The organism is Streptomyces sp. NPDC006134, assembly GCF_040628835.1.
Taxonomy (GTDB): Bacteria; Actinomycetota; Actinomycetes; order Streptomycetales; family Streptomycetaceae; genus Streptomyces.
The window spans coordinates 1-21,267 of the sequence record NZ_JBEXTV010000044.1 but is presented as its reverse complement, the minus strand read 5'-3'; the positions used below and the strand labels follow the sequence as shown (position 1 = coordinate 21,267).

The 21,267-nt window shown below is 73.9% G+C and carries 20 protein-coding genes; 13 read left to right on the top strand and 7 right to left on the bottom strand.

Features of this window, described 5'->3' with window-relative positions; translation table 11 throughout:
- The first annotated feature begins 13 nt into the window (after positions 1 to 13).
- From ABZ340_RS25855 to ABZ340_RS25835, 5 genes are all read left to right on the top strand, one after another.
- Entirely contained in the window at positions 14 to 286 is a 273-nt protein-coding gene (locus ABZ340_RS25855) for a phosphoribosyl-ATP diphosphatase (RefSeq protein ID WP_029383007.1), read from the top strand.
- A gap of 50 nt (positions 287 to 336) precedes the next feature.
- Complete coding sequence (gene hisG, locus ABZ340_RS25850) at positions 337 to 1,194, top strand: ATP phosphoribosyltransferase (RefSeq protein WP_358784212.1); 858 nt, start codon at positions 337 to 339, stop codon at positions 1,192 to 1,194.
- 19 nt (positions 1,195 to 1,213) lie between these two features.
- Positions 1,214 to 1,672, top strand: a complete 459-nt coding sequence (locus tag ABZ340_RS25845) for a PH domain-containing protein (protein WP_358784211.1) — start codon at positions 1,214 to 1,216, stop codon at positions 1,670 to 1,672.
- A gap of 278 nt (positions 1,673 to 1,950) precedes the next feature.
- The gene (locus ABZ340_RS25840; protein ID WP_358784210.1) at positions 1,951 to 3,294 is read left to right on the top strand and encodes a hemolysin family protein; all 1,344 of its coding nucleotides are present in this window, start codon (positions 1,951 to 1,953) and stop codon (positions 3,292 to 3,294) included.
- Positions 3,291 to 4,400, top strand: coding sequence for a hemolysin family protein (locus tag ABZ340_RS25835; RefSeq protein WP_358784209.1), 1,110 nt, complete (start codon positions 3,291 to 3,293; stop codon positions 4,398 to 4,400). Before ABZ340_RS25840 ends, ABZ340_RS25835 begins: the two co-directional genes overlap by 4 nt.
- A 30-nt stretch (positions 4,401 to 4,430) precedes the next feature.
- Here the strand turns inward: ABZ340_RS25835 and ABZ340_RS25830 are convergent, their stop codons facing one another.
- A complete protein-coding gene (locus ABZ340_RS25830) occupies positions 4,431 to 6,302 on the bottom strand; it encodes an AAA family ATPase (protein WP_358784208.1) in 1,872 nt (623 codons plus the stop codon).
- 488 nt (positions 6,303 to 6,790) lie between these two features.
- On the bottom strand, positions 6,791 to 7,387 hold the full coding sequence (locus ABZ340_RS25825; protein ID WP_358784207.1) for a hypothetical protein: 597 nt from the start codon (positions 7,385 to 7,387) through the stop codon (positions 6,791 to 6,793).
- Between the two features lie 136 nt (positions 7,388 to 7,523).
- On the opposite strand from ABZ340_RS25825, the gene ABZ340_RS25820 reads away from it, so the two are divergent.
- The 3 genes from ABZ340_RS25820 (at position 7,524) to ABZ340_RS25810 (ending at position 10,629) form a co-directional block, all read left to right on the top strand.
- A complete protein-coding gene (locus ABZ340_RS25820) occupies positions 7,524 to 8,885 on the top strand; it encodes a peptidase C39 family protein (RefSeq protein ID WP_358784206.1) in 1,362 nt (453 codons plus the stop codon).
- Positions 8,886 to 9,037: 152 nt separating this feature from the next.
- A complete protein-coding gene (locus ABZ340_RS25815; protein WP_358784205.1) occupies positions 9,038 to 9,178 on the top strand; it encodes an SCO1431 family membrane protein in 141 nt (46 codons plus the stop codon).
- A 278-nt stretch (positions 9,179 to 9,456) separates the two neighbouring features.
- Entirely contained in the window at positions 9,457 to 10,629 is a 1,173-nt protein-coding gene (locus ABZ340_RS25810) for an acyl-CoA dehydrogenase family protein (RefSeq protein WP_358784204.1), read from the top strand.
- 404 nt (positions 10,630 to 11,033) lie between these two features.
- Here ABZ340_RS25810 and ABZ340_RS25805 read toward each other — a convergent pair whose 3' ends face one another.
- Positions 11,034 to 11,471: a hypothetical protein gene (locus tag ABZ340_RS25805; protein WP_358784203.1), complete on the bottom strand. Its 438-nt coding sequence runs from the start codon at positions 11,469 to 11,471 to the stop codon at positions 11,034 to 11,036.
- Positions 11,472 to 11,742: 271 nt separating this feature from the next.
- Between ABZ340_RS25805 and ABZ340_RS25800 the strand changes: the two genes are divergently transcribed.
- The 4 genes from ABZ340_RS25800 to fxsA all read left to right on the top strand — a co-directional run bounded on the left by ABZ340_RS25800 (position 11,743) and on the right by fxsA (position 15,925).
- Positions 11,743 to 12,183 carry an Lrp/AsnC family transcriptional regulator gene (locus tag ABZ340_RS25800; RefSeq protein ID WP_358784202.1) on the top strand — a complete coding sequence of 147 codons (441 nt, stop codon included), beginning with the start codon at positions 11,743 to 11,745 and terminating at the stop codon, positions 12,181 to 12,183.
- A 139-nt stretch (positions 12,184 to 12,322) separates the two neighbouring features.
- Positions 12,323 to 13,927, top strand: a complete 1,605-nt coding sequence (locus ABZ340_RS25795) for an amidohydrolase (RefSeq protein WP_358784201.1) — start codon at positions 12,323 to 12,325, stop codon at positions 13,925 to 13,927.
- Positions 13,928 to 14,471: 544 nt separating this feature from the next.
- A complete protein-coding gene (locus ABZ340_RS25790; protein WP_358784200.1) occupies positions 14,472 to 15,272 on the top strand; it encodes a polyprenol monophosphomannose synthase in 801 nt (266 codons plus the stop codon).
- A gap of 77 nt (positions 15,273 to 15,349) precedes the next feature.
- Positions 15,350 to 15,925 carry an FxsA family membrane protein gene (gene fxsA, locus ABZ340_RS25785; RefSeq protein ID WP_358784199.1) on the top strand — a complete coding sequence of 192 codons (576 nt, stop codon included), beginning with the start codon at positions 15,350 to 15,352 and terminating at the stop codon, positions 15,923 to 15,925.
- A 150-nt stretch (positions 15,926 to 16,075) separates the two neighbouring features.
- On the opposite strand, the gene ABZ340_RS25780 is transcribed toward fxsA, so the two are convergent.
- The 4 genes from ABZ340_RS25780 to ABZ340_RS25765 all read right to left on the bottom strand — a co-directional run bounded on the left by ABZ340_RS25780 (position 16,076) and on the right by ABZ340_RS25765 (position 19,599).
- Complete coding sequence (locus ABZ340_RS25780) at positions 16,076 to 16,450, bottom strand: RNA polymerase-binding protein RbpA (protein ID WP_003977404.1); 375 nt, start codon at positions 16,448 to 16,450, stop codon at positions 16,076 to 16,078.
- Positions 16,451 to 16,727: 277 nt separating this feature from the next.
- A complete protein-coding gene (locus ABZ340_RS25775; protein ID WP_358784198.1) occupies positions 16,728 to 18,074 on the bottom strand; it encodes an MFS transporter in 1,347 nt (448 codons plus the stop codon).
- A gap of 53 nt (positions 18,075 to 18,127) precedes the next feature.
- Positions 18,128 to 18,913: a glycerophosphodiester phosphodiesterase gene (locus tag ABZ340_RS25770; RefSeq protein WP_358784197.1), complete on the bottom strand. Its 786-nt coding sequence runs from the start codon at positions 18,911 to 18,913 to the stop codon at positions 18,128 to 18,130.
- Positions 18,910 to 19,599 carry a hypothetical protein gene (locus tag ABZ340_RS25765; RefSeq protein WP_358784196.1) on the bottom strand — a complete coding sequence of 230 codons (690 nt, stop codon included), beginning with the start codon at positions 19,597 to 19,599 and terminating at the stop codon, positions 18,910 to 18,912. The genes ABZ340_RS25770 and ABZ340_RS25765 overlap by 4 nt, the downstream gene beginning before the upstream one ends.
- 64 nt (positions 19,600 to 19,663) lie before the next feature.
- Between ABZ340_RS25765 and ABZ340_RS25760 the strand changes: the two genes are divergently transcribed.
- Positions 19,664 to 21,163: a PLP-dependent aminotransferase family protein gene (locus tag ABZ340_RS25760; protein WP_358784195.1), complete on the top strand. Its 1,500-nt coding sequence runs from the start codon at positions 19,664 to 19,666 to the stop codon at positions 21,161 to 21,163.
- Positions 21,164 to 21,267 lie beyond the last annotated feature (104 nt).

Sequence of the window (21,267 nt, the reverse complement as noted above, 5' to 3'; positions counted from 1 at the left end):
AGTGGGCGCCACCATGTCCAAGAAGACGTTCGAGGAGCTCTTCACCGAGCTCCAGCAGAAGGCCGCCCACGGCGACCCCGCCACCTCCCGCACCGCCGAGCTGGTCGACAAGGGCGTCCACGCCATCGGCAAGAAGGTCGTCGAGGAGGCCGCCGAGGTCTGGATGGCCGCCGAGTACGAGGGCAAGGAGGCGGCCGCCGAGGAGATCTCGCAGCTGCTGTACCACGTCCAGGTGATGATGGTCGCCCGCGGGATCTCCCTGGACGACGTCTACGCCCACCTGTGATCCCCCTCAGTCCAGAGAAACAACCCCTTCACACAAAGGAAGCCGACCTCATGCTGCGCATCGCCGTCCCCAACAAGGGTTCACTGTCCGGCCCTGCGGCGGAGATGCTGCATGAGGCCGGCTACCAGCAGCGCCGCGAGTCCAAGGAACTGCGGATCGTCGACCCGGAGAACGAGGTGGAGTTCTTCTACCTCCGCCCCCGCGACATCGCGATCTACGTCTCCTCCGGCCGCCTCGACATCGGCATCACCGGCCGCGACCTGCTGATCGACTCCGGCGCCGACGCCGAGGAGATCCTCCCCCTCGGCTTCGCTCGCTCCACCTTCCGCTACGCCACCAAGCCGGGCACGGCGAGCGGCGTCGAGGACCTGAGCGGCATGACGGTCGCCACCTCCTACGAGGGCATCGTCGCCAAGCACCTCGCCGACCACGGCATCGACGCCTCCGTCGTCCACCTCGACGGCGCCGTCGAGACCGCGATCGAGCTCGGCGTCGCCGAGGTCATCGCCGACGTCGTCGAGACCGGCACCTCCCTGCGCAACGCCGGCCTGGAGGTCATCGGCGAGCCGATCATGAAGTCCGAGGCGGTCGTGATCCGCGGCACCCGCGCGGAGACCGACGACACCGTCGAGGCGAAGGTGCAGCAGTTCCTGCGCCGCCTCCAGGGCGTCCTGGTGGCCCGGACGTACGTGATGATGGACTACGACTGCCGCGTGGAGCAGCTGGAGAAGGCCGTCGCCCTCACCCCGGGCCTGGAGTCCCCGACCGTCTCCCCGCTGCACAACGAGGGCTGGGTCGCCGTCCGCGCGATGGTCCCCTCCAAGGAGGCCCAGCGGATCATGGACGACCTGTACGAGATCGGTGCCCGGGCCATCCTCACCACCGCCATCCACGCCTGCCGCCTCTGACGCGATCCGGAGCACCACCATGTCGGATGCCACGGCGGACCTGCCCGCCCTGCCCGTCACCTTCCGGCCGGGCCGCACCCGGGCCGTCCTGCTCACCGCGGCCGTCGTCCTGTTCGTGACCATCACGGCGGTCGCGCTGCTGCTGGAGCGGCTCAGCCCCGCCGAACGCCTCAGCTTCGTCGTCACGGCGGCCCTGCTGGACAGCGTGCTGCTCCTGCTGGCCCGGCCCAGGATCGTCGCCGACGAGTCCGGCGTCACCGTGGTCAACCTCACCCGCACGCGCCGGCTGGAGTGGGCGGAGATCCTCCGGGTGAACCTCCGCACGGGTGACCCCTGGGTCTTCCTCGACCTGAGCGACGGTACCAGCCTGCCCGCCCTCGGCATCCAGCCGGGCATCGCCAAGCAGCGCGCCATCGCCGACGCCAAGGCCCTGCGGGCCCTGGCCGAGGCCCGCTCCACCGCCGAGCCCGGGACGTAGGCCCGCGCCGGTCCGGAGCCCCGACGGGGAGACCCCGGAGGCGGACCGGGGCCGTCCGCCCTGCCACATTCCGCCCCGTCTTGATTAATCTGGGTGCGGAGCCGCGACCGCCGCGGCTCCGCCCCTGTCGCACCTCCCGGTGCACGGGGGTTCCTGCTACCCGAGGAGTGACCCCCTCCGGCGATGGACGGATCGTCCTGCAGTACCTGCGCCGCCCCCTGCCGACATAGCGAGGCCCGGACCCGCGCGGTCCGCGCCCACGCGGAGGCGGCGGCCTCATGACCACCCCCCTGCTGCTCCTGGCAGCCGCGTTCCTGCTGATTCTCGCCAACGGATTCTTCGTGGCCGCCGAATTCGGCCTGGTGACCGTCGAGCGCGCCGAGGCCGAGAAGGCCGCGGCCGAGGGCGACCGGCGGGCCGGCCGGGTCGTCGAGTCCCTCAAGGAGCTGTCGTTCCAGCTCTCCGGGACCCAGCTCGGCATCACCCTCACCTCCCTCGTCGTCGGCATGCTCGCCGAACCGGCGCTGGCCGAGGTGCTGCGCGGCCCGTTCACCGCGATCGGCCTTCCCGGCGGCGCCGTGCCCGGCGTGTCGGTGGCCGTCGGCATGCTGCTGGCCTCGGCCGTGCAGATGGTGATCGGCGAACTGGTGCCCAAGAACTGGGCCGTCTCCCGGCCGCTGCAGGTCGCGCGCTTCGTCGCCGGCCCGCAGCACGGCTTCGCCCGTCTGTTCCGCCCGGTGATCGCCGCTCTGAACGCCGTCGCCAACCGGCTCGTGCGCGCGCTCGGCATCGAGCCCGCCGAGGAACTGGCCTCCGCCCGCACCCCGGGCGAGCTGGTCTCCCTGGCCCGGCACTCCGCCCGGGCCGGCGCCCTGGAACAGGACACCGCCGACCTCTTCGTCCGCACCCTGTCGCTGGGCGACCTGACCGCGCAGCACGTCATGACCCCGCGCGTGAAGGTCAGCTCCCTCCAGGCGTCGGCGACCGCCGAGGACGTGGTCAACCTGACCCGCGCCACCGGCCTGTCCCGCTTCCCCGTCCACCGGGAGAAGATCGACGAGATCGTCGGCATGGTCCACCTCAAGGACGCCCTGGCGGTCCCGGTCCACGAACGGCTGCGCACCCCCGTCGGCCGCATCGCCCGCCCGGCGCTGCTGGTCCCCGAGACCCTGCCGGTACGGCCGCTGCTGGCCCGGCTGCGCAGCGAACAGCCCATCGCGGTCGTCGTCGACGAGTACGGCGGCACGGCCGGTGTCGTCACCCTGGAGGACATCGTCGAGGAGATCGTCGGCGAGGTCCGCGACGAGCACGACGACGTCCTCTCCGAGGTGCCCGAGCTGGCCCCCGCGCCGCCGGAGGACGGCCGTCCGGCCTGGGACGTGGACGGCGGCTGCCGCGTCGACGCCCTCGCCCGCATCGGACTCCGGGCCCCCGAGGGGCCGTACGAGACCGTCGCCGGGCTCGTCGCGGACCTGCTCGGCCGCATCCCGGCCGTCGGCGACCGCGCGGAGCTCGACGGCTGGCGGCTGTCGGTCCGCCAGGTCGGCCACTACCGCGCCGAGCGGGTCCGGCTGGTGCGTACGGCACCCGCGCCCGCCCCCACCCCGGAGGCCGCCCGATGAGCGTCCTGCAACTCCTCTTCGCCGCGCTGCTCGTGCTCGTCAACGGATTCTTCGTCGGCGCCGAGTTCGCGCTCGTCTCCGTCCGCCGCAGCCAGATCGAACCGCTCGGCACCGCCCGTGCCCGGCAGGTCCTGTACGGGCTGGAGCGGCTGCCGCAGATGATGGCCGCCGCCCAGTTCGGCATCACCGTCTGCTCGCTGACCCTCGGCGCGGTCGCCGAGCCGACCGTCGCCCGCCTGCTGGAGCCGGTCTTCGCCTGGATCCACCTGCCGCACGGCATGATCCACCCGCTGGGCTACGTCATCGCCCTCGCCGTGGTGGTCTTCTGCCACCTCGTCATCGGCGAGATGGTCCCGAAGAACCTGGCGATGGCCGCCCCGGAGAAGGCAGCGCTGTGGCTCAGCCCCGGCCTGGTCGCCTTCGCCCGGCTGTGCCGGCCGGTCACGGCCGCCCTCGGCGCCTGCGCCCGGGGCATCCTGCGGCTCTTCCGCGTCGAGCCCAAGGACGAGGTCGAGGCGGTGTTCACCAGTGAGCAGCTCAACCGGCTGGTGGAGGACGCCGGCCAGGCCGGGCTCCTCGACCCGGAGGAGGCCGAACGCCTGGAGGACGCCCTGGAGCTGGGCTCCCGCCCGGTGACGGACGTCCTGCTGGGGCGCGAGTCGCTGATCACGGTCAGCCCGTCGGTCACCCCCGGGCAGATCGTCGAGCTGACCGCCCGCACCGGCTACTCCCGCTTCCCGGTCGCCGCGGGCGACGGCGCCTTCATGGGATACCTGCACGTGAAGGACGTCCTGGACCTGGAGGAGTCCGAGCGGGCCGTGCCGCAGCGGCTGTGGCGGCCCATGACGACCCTGCGGCCCGAGCTGCCGCTCGACGACGCGCTGACCGTCATGCGCCGGGCCGCGACGCACCTGGCCCAGGTGGCCGACGCGTCCGGCAAGGTGCTCGGCCTGGTCGCGCTGGAGGACGTCCTGGAGATGCTCGTGGGCGAGGTACGGGACCCGGCGCACCGCGAGGTGCCCGAGACGTCCGAGACATCCGAGGGGCCGGGGGCGACGGTGACCGAGCCCCGGACCGGCGCCCCGGAAGAGGCGCTGGCCCGCTGACCCCGGCGGGCGGTACGGCCGCGGGGTCCGTCACACCGACGGCGGATCCTGCGGCCCCCGTCCCGACAGCACCTCTCCGTAGGCCTGCATCAGGTCCGGCAGCCGCAGGGTCGCCAGGTCCTCCCGCGTCAGCGTGCCGGGACAGGACGACAGCCGCAGGTCCCGGTACGCGCAGCTCTTCTCGTACAGCGTGCGCAGGAACCGCCCGTTGCCCAGCTCGTCGATCCACCCCTGCTCCACGACGTGCCCGGCGATCGAGCTCAGCTCGTCGAGGGCCTCGTCGTCCCACAGGTCGCCGTTCTCGGCGGCGAGCACCTTGCCGATCTCGGTCAGTTCCGCCGGCCGGTACGAGGGGAAGTCGACGCGGGTGGTGAAGCGGGAGGACAGCCCGGGGTTGGCGGCCAGCAGGCGGTCCATGCCCTCCGGGTAGCCGGCCAGGATCACCACCAGGTGGTCCCGGTTGTCCTCCGCCCGCTTCAGCAGCACCTGCAGCGCCTCGTCGCCGTACGCGTCGCCCTTGCCGTACCCGGAGTTGGACAGCGCGTACGCCTCGTCGACGAACAGCACTCCGCCGAGGGCGGAGTCGATCAGCTCGTTGGCCTTCACGGCCGTCTGCCCCAGGTACTCGCCGACCAGGTCGGCCCGCTGTGCCTCCACCAGGTGGTCGCCGCCGAGCAGGCCGAGGGCGTAGAAGACGCGGCCCAGGATGCGGGCGACCGTGGTCTTGCCGGTGCCGGAGGGGCCGGAGAAGACGAAGTGCCGTTTGGGCGGCTGGACCGGCAGGCCCTGACCGGCCCGCAGCCGTGCCATGTTCAGCTGCGCCGACAACGCCTTGACCTGCCGTTTCACCGGCTCCAGGCCCACCATGCGCTCCAGCTCGGCGAGCGCCTCCTCCAGCAGCGCCGGATCGGTCGGCCCGGCCGGCAGGGAAGGCTCCGGGGCGGTCCGGAGGCGGACCGGCGGGCCGGTCACCGACGGCAGGGGAGCGACCGGCGGCGGCCCGGGGTCGGACAGCTTCAGGTCGCGTTCCTCGGTGCCGAAGAGCGTGTCCAGGCCGTCGGGGCCGTCGGCGCCGTCCTGCCCGGCGCCGGTGAGCGTGACCGCCGCGAGACCGGCGGCCTCGGCCGCCTCGTCGTACCCGTCGCCCTCCGCGATGGCGGCGAGCCGGGCGGAGGTGTCCATGAACGCCGGGTCGACGCTGTGCACGGCCCGGTACAGCGGGAGCGCCGCGGCGCTGCGGCCGGTGCCCTCGTGGGCGCGCGCCAGCCAGTAGCGCAGCTCCTTGCGCTGCGGCTGCTCGCTGCGGCACCGCATCAGGGCCGCCGACAGCAGCGGCTCGGCCTGCCCGTACATCTCCAGGCGGACCCGGGCCATGCCGCCGAACAGGCCGGCCTCGATGCCGAGCAGGGGATCGTCGAGCAGCGGGTCGGTGTGCCGGACGAGCTGCTCCCAGTCCTTGACGAGATAGGCACGGCAGGCGTGCAGGAAGCGGACCTGGCGGTCGGTGTCCACCGGCGGCAGCCCCGCCAGCGCCCGGTCCAGCTCCGGCACGTGGCGGCCGTCCAGCCAGTGGGAGGCGTGGGCGAGCAGCAGGTCGCGCGGGCTCTCCAGCACCGGCTGCACCCACCAGCCCAGCCAGTACCAGGAGTTGAGGGTGCGGCGGTGCCGGGTGCGCTGCTCGCCGAAACGGTCGCGGTGGCGGAACATGCGCAGCAGCGCGGTCGTGGTGTCCACGCGGAGCGCGTGCAGGCCCAGCCAGGCGTCGGCCATCCCGGGATCCATCCGGACGGCGGCCCGGAACTCCTCCTCCGCCTGCGGATAGGCGCCCATGGTGTAGGCGTCCACGCCTCGCAGCCAGGCGAGGTCGGCCGGGGCCTTGGGGCCCTGGGTGCCGAAGTCCATCACGTCCCCCACAAACCGTGCCCCCCGTCGGTATGCCGCCGGGCTGTCGCCCGCCGGCCGCCTTGGTCGAACCGCTCGGTCGCGTACCGGAGTTGCAGGTGCGCGAAGCAGCCGTCCGCGGGTCGCACCGAGGGCATCGTACCCGCGGCCGGGTCGGCTCCGAAGGGTGCGGCGGGCGGCTGATCGGCGCGGCGGAGCACAGGGGGCGCACACGCCGTGGTGACGGAGGGTGAGCGTCTGATGCCGTGCGACGCCCGCGAGAGGGGGAGAGGGCAGAACGAAGCCCCCGGTCACGGGGGAACAACCGGGGGCTTCGCGTCTTCCGGCGGCTTTCGAATCGCCGCACATTGAGAACGTAAGTCCTGTACGGCCCCGTGGTCAAGCGGAGTTGAGTCACTCCGGGAAGTTGGCCGAGATCGATCTTCACAGGTTCAGCACACTGCGGACGGACCGTCACCGTGCGTGAAAGTCTGGTCCGGTCCAATGGTTCACGCAGGCCCCTGAAGCACCTCATATCCCTCCTGGCGCTGTCGTACCAGGAGATCGGCGAACGGCCGAGAAGGGTCCCCGGCGAAGTGGCGGCGCTCCGCGCGGACCCATCCCTCCCAGAACTCCCGCTGCTCCTCCCCGTCCCGGCCCCGTCCCCGCGCCCACGCCTGTGCGCACGGCAGGTCCATCCACAGCAGCAGGGCCAGGTGCGGGCGCAGCGCCCGGCGGCCCGCGCCGACGCCCTCGACCAGCACCACCGGGGCGGGCGGCAGCACGCGGGGCGGCCCGAAGCGGCGGGTCCGCCAGTCGTAGGGGGCGTAGTGCGCCGCCTCGCCGCGCGCGAAGGGCGCGATCACCTGCTCCAGCAGCCGTCCGGTCCAGTCGAACAGCTCGTCGTGGCTGGCGATGTCGTCCAGGTGGAGCACCGGCGCCCCGCCGAGCGCCCGCGCCAGCCGCCCGGCGAACGTGGACTTTCCGGAGCCGGCGTGCCCGTCGACGCCGATCAGGCGGACCGGGCCGCAGGAGGCGGGCAGGCGGCGGATCCGGGAGGCGAGGTCGTGAATGGCTGGTCCTGAGCGGTGCGGGGGAGCGGACAACGGTCGCCGTGCACTCTAACGGCGCCCGCGCGGCCTGCGCGCGGGTGCTGGCAGGAGCGACCGCCTGCGGCCATAGTGGGCGCACAGCCCGTGCAACGGACCTGCCCCGACTCGGACACCTGGGGGTCTACCGCCCATGAGCAGAGCCGAACAGCCGTCCCGCAGAACCGTCCTGGCCGCCACGGTCGCCGCCGCCGTGGCCGGCACCGCCGCCCCGGCCGCCGCGTACCCCGTCACCGCCGCCGCGGGCCCCGGTCACACCCCGGCCCGCCCCGTCGACCACCGGAGCTGGGTCACGTACCGCGACTGGCGCGGCGGCACCGCCCGCGGCGCCCGCGCCGTCGCGGGCGCCCGGCCCGGCATCGTGCTGGGCGCGCCGGCGGGCACCACCGACTACACCGACCCGCACACCGGCCGCACGGCCGTCTGGGAGTACGCCACCTGGACCTCGCCCGTCCACCGGCTCGCCGTCCCCGCGACGGAGGCGATCGTCTCCTGGAACGCCCACACCCCCGGCGGCACCTGGATCCAGGCCGAGCTCAAGGGGACGTACTCCGACGGCACGGACACGCCCTGGTACGTGATGGGCCGCTGGGCCGCCGGCGACCAGGACATCCGGCGGACCTCGGTCGACGGCCAGGGCGACGGCAGGAGCAGCGTCTGGACGGACACGCTCGCCCTCGACGATCCCGCCACGGGCCTGCGCCTGGTCTCCTGCCGGCTGCGGCTGACCCTGTACCGCCGCCCCGGCGCGAGGACCACCCCCACGGTGTGGCGCGCCGGCGTGACGGGCTCCGACGTCCCGGACCGCTTCACCGTTCCGGCCTCCACGCCCGGCCTCGCCCGGGAGCTGGCCGTCCCGCGCTACTCGCAGGAGATCCACAAGGGCCGGTACCCCGAGTACGACAACGGCGGCGAGGCCTGGTGCAGCCCCACCTCCTCGCAAATGATCATCGAGTACTGGGGCGGCCGGCTCACCGAGGAGCAGCTGGCCTGGGTCGACCCCTCCTACACCGACCCGCAGGTGTGCCACGCGGCCCGGTACACGTACGACCACCAGTACGGCGGCTGCGGCAACTGGCCGTTCAACGCCGCCTACGCGGCCACCTTCGACGGTCTCCAGGGCGTGGTCACCCGCCTCGGCTCCCTCACCGACCTGGAGACGCTGATCGCGGCCGGCATCCCGGCGATCACCTCGCAGTCCTTCCTGAAGGAGGAGCTGACGGGTGCCGGGTACGGCACGGCCGGCCATCTGATGACCGTGATCGGCTTCACCGCCGACGGGGACGTGATCGCCAACGACCCGGCCTCGCCGAGCAACGAGGAGGTGCGGCGCGTCTACAAACGGCGCGAATGGGAGAACATCTGGCTGCGGACCAAGCGGTACAACGCCAGTGGCAAGGTCGTCTCCGGCACGGGCGGCGTCTGCTACCTCTTCTTCCCGGCGCACCCGAGCCCGCGCCAGCGCGGGGCGCTCGCGGCGGTGGGCGTGCGCTGAACCGGCCACGGACGGCCCCCGGCGCCCGCCGGGGGCCGTCCCCTGTGACGGACATCTCGGCCGCAGCGGCCGTTTTCGGTGGCAAGGTGGACAAGCCGGTGGGGGATGGCCGGCGGGGGGTTCCGCAGTACGCACGAGATCAGCGAGAAGCCATGACCGCACACACCGCCACCGCCGCCCGCGTCCGCACCGGCGGCCCCCAGGACGACGGCCCCAAGATCTTCGAGCACCTCATGGGGTGGGTCCTCGTCGTCGTCACCGCGATGCTGGTGACCCAGCTCGGCCTCCTGTGACGCCCCGCCGGTGATCCGGCCCCCCGCCCGTGCGGGGCGGCCGTCGGCGGCGCCGGCTCCTCCGGGCGTGAGACCGTTCGCGGCTTTCTTGAAGTAAGCGGTCGTTAACCGGTGACTCGGTGCCCCGGATCGGGCATACTCACAGCGCACAGCCGCTGGTCAGCAGCTTCCGCGACCCGGAAACGAGCGTCGGCCAGGCCCTCAGTACGACCCGGCGGAGCCGCCTCCACCCAAGGCGCACGCCCGCCGTTGTGCCCGACAGGGAGGAGAGCGTCGCCATGCCCGACCGCGCCCCGCAGCCGGTGGACCGGCAACTGCCCACGGACGAGGCACGGGAGCTGATCTCACTCGTCCGCGACATCGCGCGGCGAGAGATCGCCCCGAAGGCGGCCGAGGAGGAGGACGCCGGCCGCTTCCCGCGCGAGCTCTTCGCCCTGCTCTCCGACTCCGGCCTGCTCGGGCTGCCCTACGACGCCGAGTACGGCGGCGGCGACCAGCCCTACGAGGTCTACCTCCAGGTCCTCGAAGAGCTCGCCGCGGCCCGCCTCACCGTCGGCCTCGGCGTCAGCGTGCACTCCCTGGCCTGCTACGCGCTCGCCGCCCACGGCACCAAGGAGCAGCGGGCCGAGCACCTGCCCGCGATGCTCGGCGGCGGTCTGCTCGGCGGCTACTGCCTCTCCGAGCCGTCCTCCGGCTCCGACGCCGCCTCCCTGCGCACCAGGGCGGTGCGGGACGGCGACGACTGGGTGATCACCGGGACCAAGGCGTGGATCACCCACGGCGGCGTCGCCGACTTCTACACCGTCATGGCGCGCACGGGGGAGGAGGGCCCGCGCGGCATCACCGCCTTCCTGGTCCCCGGCGACGCCGCGGGGGTGAGCGCCGCGGCCCCCGAGAAGAAGATGGGCCTGAAGGGTTCGCCCACCGCGCAGATCCACTTCGACGGGGTGCGGGTGCCCGACGCGCGGCGTATCGGCGACGAGGGGCAGGGCTTCGCGATCGCCCTGTCCTCGCTCGACTCCGGGCGCCTCGGCATCGCGGCCTGCGCGATCGGGGTGGCCCAGGCGGCCCTGGACGAGGCGGTGGCGTACGCGAGGCAGCGGCGCCAGTTCGGCAGGCCGATCGCCGACTTCCAGGGCCTGCGCTTCATGCTCGCCGACATGGCGACCCAGATCGAGGCCGGCCGCGCTCTGTACCTGGCGGCGGCGCGGCTGCGCGACGCCGGCCGGCCGTTCGCCAAGCAGGCGGCCATGGCGAAGCTGCACTGCACCGACGCGGCGATGCGGGTCACCACCGACGCCGTCCAGATCCTCGGCGGCTACGGCTACACCGCCGACTTCCCGGCCGAGCGCTACATGCGCGAGGCCAAGGTGCTGCAGATCGTCGAGGGCACCAACCAGATCCAGCGCATGGTCATCGCCCGTCACCTCGCGGGTCCCGAGACACGCTGAAGTCGCCGAGCCCGCGCGGGGGCGCCGCGAGCCGGACCCACTCCGGATCGTGGCGCCCCGGCAGGGTGCGGCCGCGATCGGCCCAGGTCCGCAACAGCTCGCGGTAGATCGGCGGGTCCGGGACCGGCGGCGCCGGCGGAACCGATTCTGTGGGCGCCGGGACGAAGAGGCGGCGCTGACGCCCGGTCACCGAGTACGTGGGGGTCATACCCGGGCAACGCGGAGAAGCGGGGACAGGTCACCGGTCCGCGCAATCGGGCGTGCGTTCGCAGGAGTGCGTCGACCCAAGGGGGCTGCGCAACAAGGAAAGTGACGTCACGTCAGGTGAGAGTGACATCGGCCCGTGCCGCGGCACGGGCCGGTCGTGCGGAGGGGGCGGGCGGTACCGCCCGCCCGGCGGACGCTCAGGCGGCGTGGCGCCGCATCGCCGGCGCGCGCATCGGGCGCGAGCCCGGGCCGCCGACGTGCGAGAAGGGCTGCGTCCGCCAGTCGAGCCCCTGGGGGAGCGTCAACAGCAGCGAGGTGTCCTGCTCCTGGGGCCGGAAGGACTCGTCCGCGGGGCGGGCCTCGTCGGCCCGGCGGCCGGTCCCGGCGCAGACCGTGAGCCCGAACGGGTTCCACGGCGAGGCGCACAGCGCGTGCTCCGGCAGCACGTCCTCGTCCGCCAGCAGGGCGATGGGCTGCGCGCACTCCGGGCAGATCACCCGGTACATCTCGAAGGTGTCGTAGGCGTCGAGTTCCTCGTCGTCGAGGGCGTCGGGTTCGACGCCCTCCGGCTCGGGATCGACGACCGGCTGGTGCCGCTTGGGCGCGGTGCGACCAGGGCGCTTCAGGTTCTGCATGGGATTCTCCCCCTCGGGCTGGGCCGTGACGGCACTGCGGCCTCGACCACACCAAGCACTTCCCGTCCCCTCTCCGGAGTAATCACGAGAACATCACGGAGCCCGTTCGAGGGATGTGGTGTTGGTCACATGCCGCTCGCAGGTGCCTCCTTGGGACCGGTTCGTCCCCCCGCCCGGTCCGTGATCACGCCCCGGTCCGCCTCACGGACCGGGGATGACCTGCGCCGCTCGGCTATCCGAGGAGTTCGGGCGCCCTGTAGGTTCTTGCGCCATGGAGGAGCTGGACCGACAGATCGTGCAGCTGCTCGTCAAGGACGGGCGGATGAGCTACACCGACCTGGGCAAGGCCACGGGCCTGTCCACGTCCGCCGTGCACCAGAGGGTGCGCCGGCTGGAGCAGCGTGGCGTCATCCGCGGGTACGCCGCGGTCGTCGACCCCGAGGCCGTCGGGCTGCCGCTGACCGCCTTCATCTCGGTGAAACCGTTCGACCCCAGCGCTCCCGACGACATCGCGGACCGCCTGGCCGGCGTCCCCGAGATCGAGGCCTGCCACAGCGTGGCCGGCGACGAGAACTACATCCTCAAGGTGCGCGTGGCCACCCCGCACGAACTGGAGGAGCTGCTGGCCCGGGTGCGCTCGCTGGCCGGGGTGTCCACACGGACCACGGTGGTGCTGTCCACGCCGTACGAGGCGCGCCCGCCGCGGGTCTGACGGCGCGCGGGCCGTGCGCGCCCGGAGCGCGCCGGACCGGAGCGCGCGTGCACTTCCCGAGCGCGCCGGGCCGGGCCGCGCGGCCTCCCGCGCCGACCTGCGTGCCGGCCGGGACGGGTGAGGCGCGAGACTGGTGTCCATGAGTGAGTCCACCGCCCCGTCCCAGACCGTCCTGCTGCGCCGCGGCGAGGTGCACAGCCCAGCCGATCCCTTCGCGACCGCGATGGTCGTCGAGCGCGGGCAGATCGCCTGGGTCGGTTCCGAGGGCGCCGCGGACGCCTTCGCGGACGGTGTCGACGAGGTCGTCGACCTGGACGGTGCCCTGGTCACCCCCGCGTTCACCGACGCGCACGTGCACACGACGTCCACGGGCCTCGCCCTCACCGGCCTCGACCTGACCGGCGCCCCCTCCCTCCGGGCGGCCCTCGGCCTCGTACGCGACTTCGCCGCCGCCCGCCCGGACGACCGCGTCCTGCTCGGCCACGGCTGGGACGCCTCCCGCTGGCCCGAAGGCCGCCCCCCGGCGCGCGCCGAGCTCGACGCGGCCACCGGCGGCCGTCCCCTCTATCTCAGCCGTATCGACGTGCACTCGGCGGTCGTCACGACCGCCCTGCTCGACCTGGTCCCGGGCGTCGACGGCCGCGTGGACGCCCCGCTCACCGGCGACGCCCACCACGCCGTACGCGCCGCCGCGTACGGCGCGATCACCCCCGCCCAGCGCGCCGAGGCGCAGCGCGCGGCCCTCGCGCACGCCGCCTCGCTCGGCATCGGCACCGTCCACGAGTGCGCCGGCCCGGAGATCTCCTCCGAGGACGACCTCACCGGCCTGCTCCGCCTCGCGGCCGGTCAGGCGGGCCCGCGCGTGGTCGGCTACTGGGCGGAGCAGGACGTGGACAAGGCGCGGGAGCTGGGCGCGATCGGCGCGGCCGGCGACCTCTTCGTCGACGGCGCCCTCGGCTCCCACACCGCCTGCCTGCACCAGCCGTACGCCGACGCCGGCCACGCCGGGACCGCCTATCTGGACGCCGACGCGGTCGCCGCCCACGTGGTCGCCTGCACCGAGGCGGGCCTCCAGGCGGGCTTCCACGCCATCGGCGACGCCGCCGTGACCACCGTCGTCGAGGGTCTGCGCGCCGCCGCGGAGAAGCTGGGCCTCGCGCGCGTCCGCGCCGCCCGCCACCGGGTCGAGCACGCCGAGATGCTCACCCCCGAGACCGTCGCGGCCTTCGCCGAGCTCGGCCTGACCGCCTCCGTCCAGCCCGCCTTCGACGCGCTGTGGGGCGGCGAGGACGGCATGTACGCCCGCCGCCTGGGCACCGAGCGGGCCCGCACGCTCAACCCCTTCGCGGCCCTGCTGCGCGCCGGGGTCCCGCTCGCCTTCGGCTCCGACAGCCCCGTCACGCCCCTCGACCCGTGGGGCACCGTCCGGGCCGCCGCCTTCCACCGCACGCCGGAGCACCGCGTCTCCGTGCGCGCCGCGTTCACCGCGCACACGCGCGGCGGCTGGCGGGCGATCGGCCGCGACGACGCGGGCGTCCTGGTGCCCGGCGCTCCCGCGGACTACGCCGTGTGGCGCACCGGCGAACTGGTGGTGCAGGCCCCCGACGACCGCGTCGCGCGCTGGTCCACCGACCCGCGCTCCGGCACCCCCGGCCTGCCCGACCTGTCCCCGGGCCGTGACCTGCCCGTCTGCCTGCGGACCGTGGTGGGCGGACGGACGGTCTTCGTGCGGCCGGGCGAGTGATCTCCACGGCCGACGGGGCGACGATCCTTTGCCGCCGCTGTGTCGTACGGCCGGTGCGGCCACCGCGCTGACCTGCGCGTTGCCGGACAACGCGCAGGTCGAACGGGTGTTGACAGGCGGCGGCGGGGGGCCGGTAGGTTCGGCCGAGTCCACCACCGGACGCCCGACCGGGGAGCTCCCCGCGCAAGCGTCGCGGCGCCGCTGGGTCAAGGACGGTGCCGCACCGGGGCACCGCCACCGGGAGCCAGGCCCAGCGCCCGTGCCGCGCCCAGGGAACGTTCCGGCGGTCGGGAGGTGTGACCCGGGTGGGGCCCGGGCGCTCAGTAGACAACGGCTCTCGGTCGATCCGCAGCCAGCGGGTCCCAGGTCGGCCCGAAGGGCGCCGGGCCCCCATCCGCCGCGGGGCACCCGCCGGACGCCCGCCGAAAAAGGCAGTCCTACCCAGCTTTTGCGGAAACGACACCACCATACGAACGTGCTGTCGCGTCATCGCAGGCCGGGCCCACTATGGTGGTCCTCTGCGTACGGACTCGAAGGGGCAGCAGTGAACGACGGCGACGAGACTCGCGCGGCAGAGGGCCAGGACAGACGGTTCGGCCCGCTCGGCACCGCCTTGGTGATCATTCCGACCTACAACGAGGCGGAGAACATCAAGACGATCGTCGGCCGGGTGCGCGAGGCCGTCCCGGAGGCGCACGTGCTCGTGGCCGACGACAACAGCCCCGACGGCACCGGAAAGCTGGCCGACGAACTCGCCGCCGGGGACGACCGCGTCCACGTCCTGCACCGCAAGGGCAAGGAGGGCCTGGGCGCCGCCTACCTGGCGGGCTTCCGCTGGGGGCTGGAGCACGGCTACGGCGTGCTCGTCGAGATGGACGCCGACGGCTCCCACCAGCCGGAGGAACTGCCCCGCCTGCTGACCGCCCTCAAGGGCGCCGACCTGGTGCTCGGCTCGCGCTGGGTGCCCGGCGGACGGGTGGTGAACTGGCCCAGGTCCCGCGAGATCATCTCCCGCGGCGGCAGCCTCTACTCCCGCCTGGCGCTCGACCTGCCGCTGCGCGACATCACCGGCGGCTACCGGGCCTTCCGCCGGGAGACCCTGGAGGGCCTCGGCCTCGACGACGTCGCCTCCCAGGGCTACTGCTTCCAGGTCGACCTGGCCCGCCGCGCCATCAAGGCCGGCTACCACGTCGTCGAGGTGCCCATCACCTTCGTCGAGCGCGAGCTGGGCGACTCCAAGATGAGCCGCGACATCCTCGTGGAGGCCCTGTGGCGGGTCACCGCGTGGGGCGTGGGGGAGAGGGTCGACAAGGTCGTCAAGCGCGGCAGGCCCGCACAGCGGTAGCGGGCCGGGCACCGTTCCCGTCCGCCGTGGGCGGTGCCCTTATCCCCCGCTGAGCCGGGTCCGGGCACACTGGAGACATGACGACTGGCGCTCAGACTCCCAGGTACCCCGCCCGGCCCCGGCGCTCCCGGCTGCGCACCTTCCTGCCGCTGGGCCTCGCGGCCTGGCTCGTGCTGGAGGTCTGGCTGCTGACGGTGGTCGCGGGTGCGTCGAGCGGCTTCGTGGTCCTCCTGCTGCTGGTGGCCGGTTTCGTCCTCGGCTCCGTGGTCGTCAAGCGGGCCGGGCGCCGCGCCTTCCGCAACCTCACCGAGACGCTGCAACAGCAGCAGCCCGGGGCGGCGCCCCCGGCCGCCCGCCCGGACAGCGAGGGCAACGGCCTGGTGATGCTGGGCGGCCTGCTCCTGATGATCCCCGGGCTGATCTCGGACGCGGCGGGTCTGCTCCTGCTGCTGCCCCCGGTCCAGAAGGCCGTGAGCCGCACCGCGCAGCGCACTTTCGAACGCAAGCTCCGCCAGGCCGCCCCCGGCACCCTGGGCGACGCCTTCCGGCGGGCCCGCATGCACCACCCGGACGGAAAGGTCGTCCCCGGGGAGGTCGTCCGGGACGAGCCGGGCACGGCGCCGCAAGAGCAGTACCCGCCGCTGAGCCGCTGACGCGAGCCCGCGTCGGCGGCTCGGCGGCGGGCCCGCCCGGCGCGGCCCGTGCGCGGGCACGGCAAGACCGCGGGCGCCGTACGTGGACTCTCACGTACGGCGCCCGCGGTCACTTGCGCGCGCCGGAAACCTCGCCCGGCCCCTCGGGGCCTACGCGGACTTGCGGCTGTCCCGCGGATGAACGGCGATGTTCATCGCGCCGGAGCGCAGAACGGCCAGCCGCTCCTCGAGGACCTCTTCGAGTTCCTCACGGGTCCGCCGCTCCATCAGCATGTCCCAGTGCGTACGCGCGGGCTTGGCCTTCTTCTCCTCCGGGCCGTCGCCGTCCACCAGGAGTGCCTGGGCCCCGCAGACCTTGCACTCCCACTCCGGCGGGATCTCCGCCTCGACCGAGAAGGGCATCTCGAACCGGTGCCCCTTCTCGCATGCGTACTCCACGGCCTGGCGCGGGGCCAGGTCGATGCCGCGGTCCGTCTCGTAGCTGGTCACCACGAGGCGCGTGCCGCGAAGAGCTCGCTCACTCATGAATCGTGCCTCCCGGGCTTGTCGCCCACAGGACAGGTGTCGCTGTCGTCGTCATCCGGTCAACGTCCGGTCGGCGGTAAAGATTCCCGTCCCGAGTCCGTTCCGGGCCATGCGTCGCCGTCGTAGCCGCAGCCTTGTCAACCAGTGCAGTACCCTCCGACGTCCGGTTTGTCACCTCTGTTCGGAGATGTCACCCTGCGTTTTGACACCTTTGACGCGCAGTAACGGTACGCCTGGCGGGCCAAACGCGTACACTACCGCCCTTTCGTGCCCAGTGCTAAATCCTTTCGGGTACGGGATTGCCCGCGTCGCGGATCGCCCGCCGGACCGGGACGCGGGCGAGCAGCAGGAAACCGAGGACGAAGAACGCCACCAGCGAGACGATCGCGTCCCGGTAGCTGCCGGTGAGCTGGTAGGTGAGCCCGAACAGCAGCGGGCCCAGCCAGCTCATGCCGCGGTCGCTCATCTCGTACGCCGCGAAGTACTCGGCCTCCTTGCCGGGCGGGACCAGGTGGGAGAACAGGGAGCGGGACAGCGCCTGGCTGCCGCCGAGGACCAGCCCGATCCCGGCGGCCAGGACGAAGAACCACACCGGCGCCCCGGCCGGGAGGAAGTACCCGGCCGCGAGCGTGACCGTCCAGGCGATCAGCGAGCCGAGGATCGTGCGCTTCGCGCCGTGGGTCCGGGCCAGCCGGCCCAGGACGAGGGCGCCCGCCACCGCGAGCACCTGCACCAGCAGCACCGCCACGATGAGGGTGGACTGGCCCAGCCCCAGTTCCTCGGAGCCGTAGACCGACGCCTGGGAGATCACCGTCTGGATGCCGTCGTTGTAGACGAGGTAGGCCAGCAGGAAGGCGAGCGTCAGCGGGTGGCGGCGCATGTCGCGCAGGGTGGCCGCGAGCTGCCGCCGGCCGGGCAGGGCCGCCTTCGCCGCGGCGGAGGGGCGGTCGCGCAGCCGCCGCAGCGGCACGAGGGCGAACGCGCCCCACCACAGACCGGCCGACGCCAGGCAGATGCGGACCGCCGCGCTCTCGCTCAGGCCGAAGGAGTCGTGGGCGGTGTAGAGGACCAGGTCGGCCACCAGGACCAGGGCACCGGCCGCGTACCCGAAGGCCCAGCCGCGGGAGGAGACGGCGTCGCGCTCCTCGGGCGCGGCGATCTGCGGCAGATAGGAGTTGTAGAGCATCATCGCCACGGACTGCGCCGCGTTGGCGACCACGAGCAGCGCCCCGCCGAGCAGGTACCGGTCGCCGTCGAGGAAGAACATGCCCGCCGTCGCCGCGGCCCCCGTGTAGGCGGCGGTGCCCAGCAGGGGCTTCTTCCGGCCGGCGCGGTCGGCCGCCGCACCCGCCCAGGGCATCACCAGCACGGCGACGATCACCGACAGGGAGACGGAGTAGGCGAAGAACGCCCCGGCGCGCACCGGAACGCCCAAGGGGTGCACGAACCCGTCCGCGTCCGCCGCCGCCTCGGCGACCGAGGTCAGATAGGGCCCCAGGAACACGGTGAGCACGCTCGTCGAGTAGACGGAGCACGCCCAGTCGTAGAAGTACCAGCCGCGCTGCTCGCGCCGCCGCCCCGCCGCCTCGCCGGCCGGCCCCGTCCGCACGGTGTCGGTCCCCACCCGCGCCCTCGCTTCCCCGTGAACGCGCACCGCCCCGGGACCCGGCCGGGGTCTCAGACCCAGACGCCGCGGTCCTCCATGACCTTGCGCAGTGTGTCGATGTGATCGGTCATGATGCCATCCACGCCCAGATCCAGAAGGCGGTGCATGCGGCCGGGGTCGTTCACCGTCCACACGTGGACGTGCAGCCCGCGCGCGTGGGCGGCGCGCAGGAAGCGGCGGTCCACGACCCGGACGCCCGCCTGCGACTCGGGCACCTGGGCGGCCACCGCCGAGCGGCGCGGTGAGGCCGGCACCCCCCAGCTGCGCAGCCGCAGGGCCAGGACGCCCCGGGTGCCGTACGACGTGGCCAGGCGGGGGCCCGCCAGCCGCTGGGCGCGGACCACGCGGGCCTCGGAGAACGAGCCGAGGCAGACCCGGTCCCAGGCGTTCGCGCGCCCGACCAGTTCCAGGAAGGGCAGCAGCGCCGGCTCCGCCTTGACGTCGACGTTCCAGCGCACCCCGGGGAAGGTCTCCAGCAGTTCCTCGAAGAGCGGCACCGGCTCCTCGCCCCTCACGCGCGCGTGCCGTACGTCCGCCCACGGCAGGTCGGCGATCCGGCCGGCGCCGTCCGTGACCCGGTCCAGGGTCGCGTCGTGGAAGGCGACGAGCCGGCCGTCCGCGGTGGCGTGGACGTCGGTCTCGATGTACCGGTACCCCGCCTCCACCGCGCGCCGGAACTGGCGCACCGTGTTCTCCAGGCCGTCCGCCGCCCCGCCCCGGTGGGCGAAGGCGATCGGGCCGGGATGGTCGAGGTAGGGGTGGCGGATCGGCCGGGTCGGCCGGGTCGGCGAGGTCACCGACGCAGTATTGCCCGGCGGGGGCGGTCCGTGGCAACCACCGTGCTGCCGCCCGGCGCCGGCGGGACGGCGAACAGGCGGAGGAACACCTGGGCGAGCGGGCCGATCGACACCGCGTACAGCAGGGTGCCGACGCCGGCCGAGCCGCCGAGGGCGAAGCCCGTCGCCACGACCGTGATCTCGATGGCCGTCCGCACCAGGCGCACCGACAGCCCGGTCCGCAGGTGCAGCCCCGTCATCAGCCCGTCGCGCGGGCCCGGACCGAACCGCGCCGCGATGTACAGGCCGGTCGCCGCGCCGTTGAGGACGATCCCCGCCGCCATGGCCGCGATCCGCGCCGCCGGCCCGTGGGCGTCGGGCACCACGGCCAGCGTGGCGTCCATCGCGGCACCGATCACCAGGACGTTGGAGACCGTCCCGAGCCCCGGCCGCTGGCGCAGCGGGATCCACAGCAGCAGCACCGCCGCGCCGACGACGGTCAGCACCAGCCCCATCGACAGGCCGGTCCGCTCCGCCAGGCCCTGGTGCAGCACGTTCCACGGCTCCAGTCCGAGCCCCGACCGGACCAGCAGCGCGGAACTCGCGCCGTACAGCGCGAGCCCGCCGTAGAGCTGGACCAGCCGCCGTGTGAGATGCGGTCGCCTGGACAAGAGGTGCCCCCTGGTGGTGGTAGTGGCCTGATACATGACACCCTGTGGCCCGGTGGGGAACGCCATCTATGGCCAATTCGCGGAAGGTGGACTGATTTCCATGGCGCAGTGGACTTCGGCAGTGGGGGCGGCGCAGCTCGCGCGGCTGCTCGGCTCCCAGCAGGACCGCCCGGCCGGCCCGGGCACCCGCCGCCCGCCCGCCTACCGCGCGCTCGCCGACGGCATCCGGCTGCTGGTGCTGGAGGGGCGGGTGCCGGTGGCCGCGCGCCTGCCCGCCGAACGGGAACTGGCCCTCGCCCTGTCCGTCAGCCGCACCACGGTCGCCGCCGCCTACGAGGCCCTGCGCACCGAGGGCTTCCTGGAGTCCCGGCGCGGCGCCGGCAGCTGGACCGCCGTACCGGCCGGCAACCCGCTGCCCGCGCGCGGCCTGGAGCCGCTGCCGCCCGAGGCGCTCGGCTCGATGATCGACCTCGGCTGCGCGGCGCTCCCCGCGCCCGAGCCGTGGCTCACCCGCGCCGTGCAGGGCGCCCTGGAGGAGCTGCCGCCGTACGCGCACACCCACGGCGACTACCCGGCCGGGCTGCCCGCGCTGCGCGCGATGATCGCCGAGCGCTACACCGCGCGCGGCATCCCGACCATGCCCGAGCAGATCATGGTCACCACCGGTGCCATGGGCGCGATCGACGCCATCTGCCACCTCTTCGCCGGCCGCGGCGAGCGCATCGCCGTGGAGTCGCCGTCGTACGCCAACATCCTCCAGCTCATGCGGGAGGCCGGGGCGCGGCTGGTGCCGGTCGCGATGGCCGAAGGGCTCGCCGGATGGGACATGGACCGCTGGCGTCAGGTGCTGCGCGAGGCCGCGCCCCGGCTCGCCTACGTCGTCGCCGACTTCCACAACCCGACCGGCGCGCTCGCCGACGACGACCAGCGGCGGCGGCTGGTGGACGCGGCCCGGTCGGCGGGGACCGTCCTCGTCGCCGACGAGACGATGAGCGAGCTGTGGCTGGACGAGGACGTCCGGATGCCGCGGCCCGTGTGCGCGTTCGACCCGGCCGGCTCGACCGTGATCACGGTGGGGTCGGCGAGCAAGGCGTTCTGGGCGGGCATGCGCATCGGATGGGTCCGCGCGGCCCCCGACGTGATCCGCAGCCTCGTCGCCGCGCGCGCCTACGCCGACCTGGGCACGCCCGTGCTGGAGCAGCTGGCGGTGAACTGGCTGTTCAGCACCGGCGGCTGGGAGGAGGCCGTCGCGGAGCGCCGCCGCCAGGCCCGGGACAACCGGGACGCGCTGGTGGCGGCGGTGCGGCGGGAGCTGCCCGGCTGGGAGTTCGAGGTGCCGCAGGGCGGGCTCACCCTGTGGGTGCGCACTGGTGGCCTGTCGGGTTCGCGGCTCGCCGAGGCGGGGGAGCGCGTGGGGGTCCGGGTGCCGTCGGGGCCGCGGTTCGGGGTCGACGGCGCCTTCGAGGGGTATGTGCGGCTGCCGTTCACCGTGGGCGGGGCGGTCGCGGAGGAGGCGGCGACGCGCCTGGCGGCGGCGGCGCGGGTGGTGGAGAGCGGGGGGACGGCGGGGGTGGAGGCGCCGCGCACCTTCGTGGCGTGACGACATGCGCCTCCGTGGTGGGGGGCTCCATGCCCGCCCGTCCGGACAGGAGCCGGATGGCGGTGCTGAAGCGTTCCGTCGGACGGGCTTCGTTCAGCTCGTCC

Coding starts and splice junctions, on each gene's coding strand:
- ABZ340_RS25780 (WP_003977404.1), bottom strand. CDS start 16,450: ATGAGTGAGCGAGCTCTTCGCGGCACGCGCCTCGTGGTGACCAGCTAC.
- ABZ340_RS25765 (WP_358784196.1), bottom strand. CDS start 19,599: ATGTATCAGGCCACTACCACCACCAGGGGGCACCTCTTGTCCAGGCGA.
- ABZ340_RS25830 (WP_358784208.1), bottom strand. CDS start 6,302: ATGGACTTCGGCACCCAGGGCCCCAAGGCCCCGGCCGACCTCGCCTGG.
- ABZ340_RS25855 (WP_029383007.1), top strand. CDS start 14: ATGTCCAAGAAGACGTTCGAGGAGCTCTTCACCGAGCTCCAGCAGAAG.
- hisG (WP_358784212.1), top strand. CDS start 337: ATGCTGCGCATCGCCGTCCCCAACAAGGGTTCACTGTCCGGCCCTGCG.
- ABZ340_RS25810 (WP_358784204.1), top strand. CDS start 9,457: ATGCCCGACCGCGCCCCGCAGCCGGTGGACCGGCAACTGCCCACGGAC.
- ABZ340_RS25840 (WP_358784210.1), top strand. CDS start 1,951: ATGACCACCCCCCTGCTGCTCCTGGCAGCCGCGTTCCTGCTGATTCTC.
- ABZ340_RS25795 (WP_358784201.1), top strand. CDS start 12,323: ATGAGTGAGTCCACCGCCCCGTCCCAGACCGTCCTGCTGCGCCGCGGC.
- ABZ340_RS25800 (WP_358784202.1), top strand. CDS start 11,743: ATGGAGGAGCTGGACCGACAGATCGTGCAGCTGCTCGTCAAGGACGGG.
- ABZ340_RS25815 (WP_358784205.1), top strand. CDS start 9,038: ATGACCGCACACACCGCCACCGCCGCCCGCGTCCGCACCGGCGGCCCC.
- ABZ340_RS25820 (WP_358784206.1), top strand. CDS start 7,524: ATGAGCAGAGCCGAACAGCCGTCCCGCAGAACCGTCCTGGCCGCCACG.
- fxsA (WP_358784199.1), top strand. CDS start 15,350: ATGACGACTGGCGCTCAGACTCCCAGGTACCCCGCCCGGCCCCGGCGC.
- ABZ340_RS25835 (WP_358784209.1), top strand. CDS start 3,291: ATGAGCGTCCTGCAACTCCTCTTCGCCGCGCTGCTCGTGCTCGTCAAC.
- ABZ340_RS25845 (WP_358784211.1), top strand. CDS start 1,214: ATGTCGGATGCCACGGCGGACCTGCCCGCCCTGCCCGTCACCTTCCGG.
- ABZ340_RS25760 (WP_358784195.1), top strand. CDS start 19,664: ATGGCGCAGTGGACTTCGGCAGTGGGGGCGGCGCAGCTCGCGCGGCTG.
- ABZ340_RS25805 (WP_358784203.1), bottom strand. CDS start 11,471: ATGCAGAACCTGAAGCGCCCTGGTCGCACCGCGCCCAAGCGGCACCAG.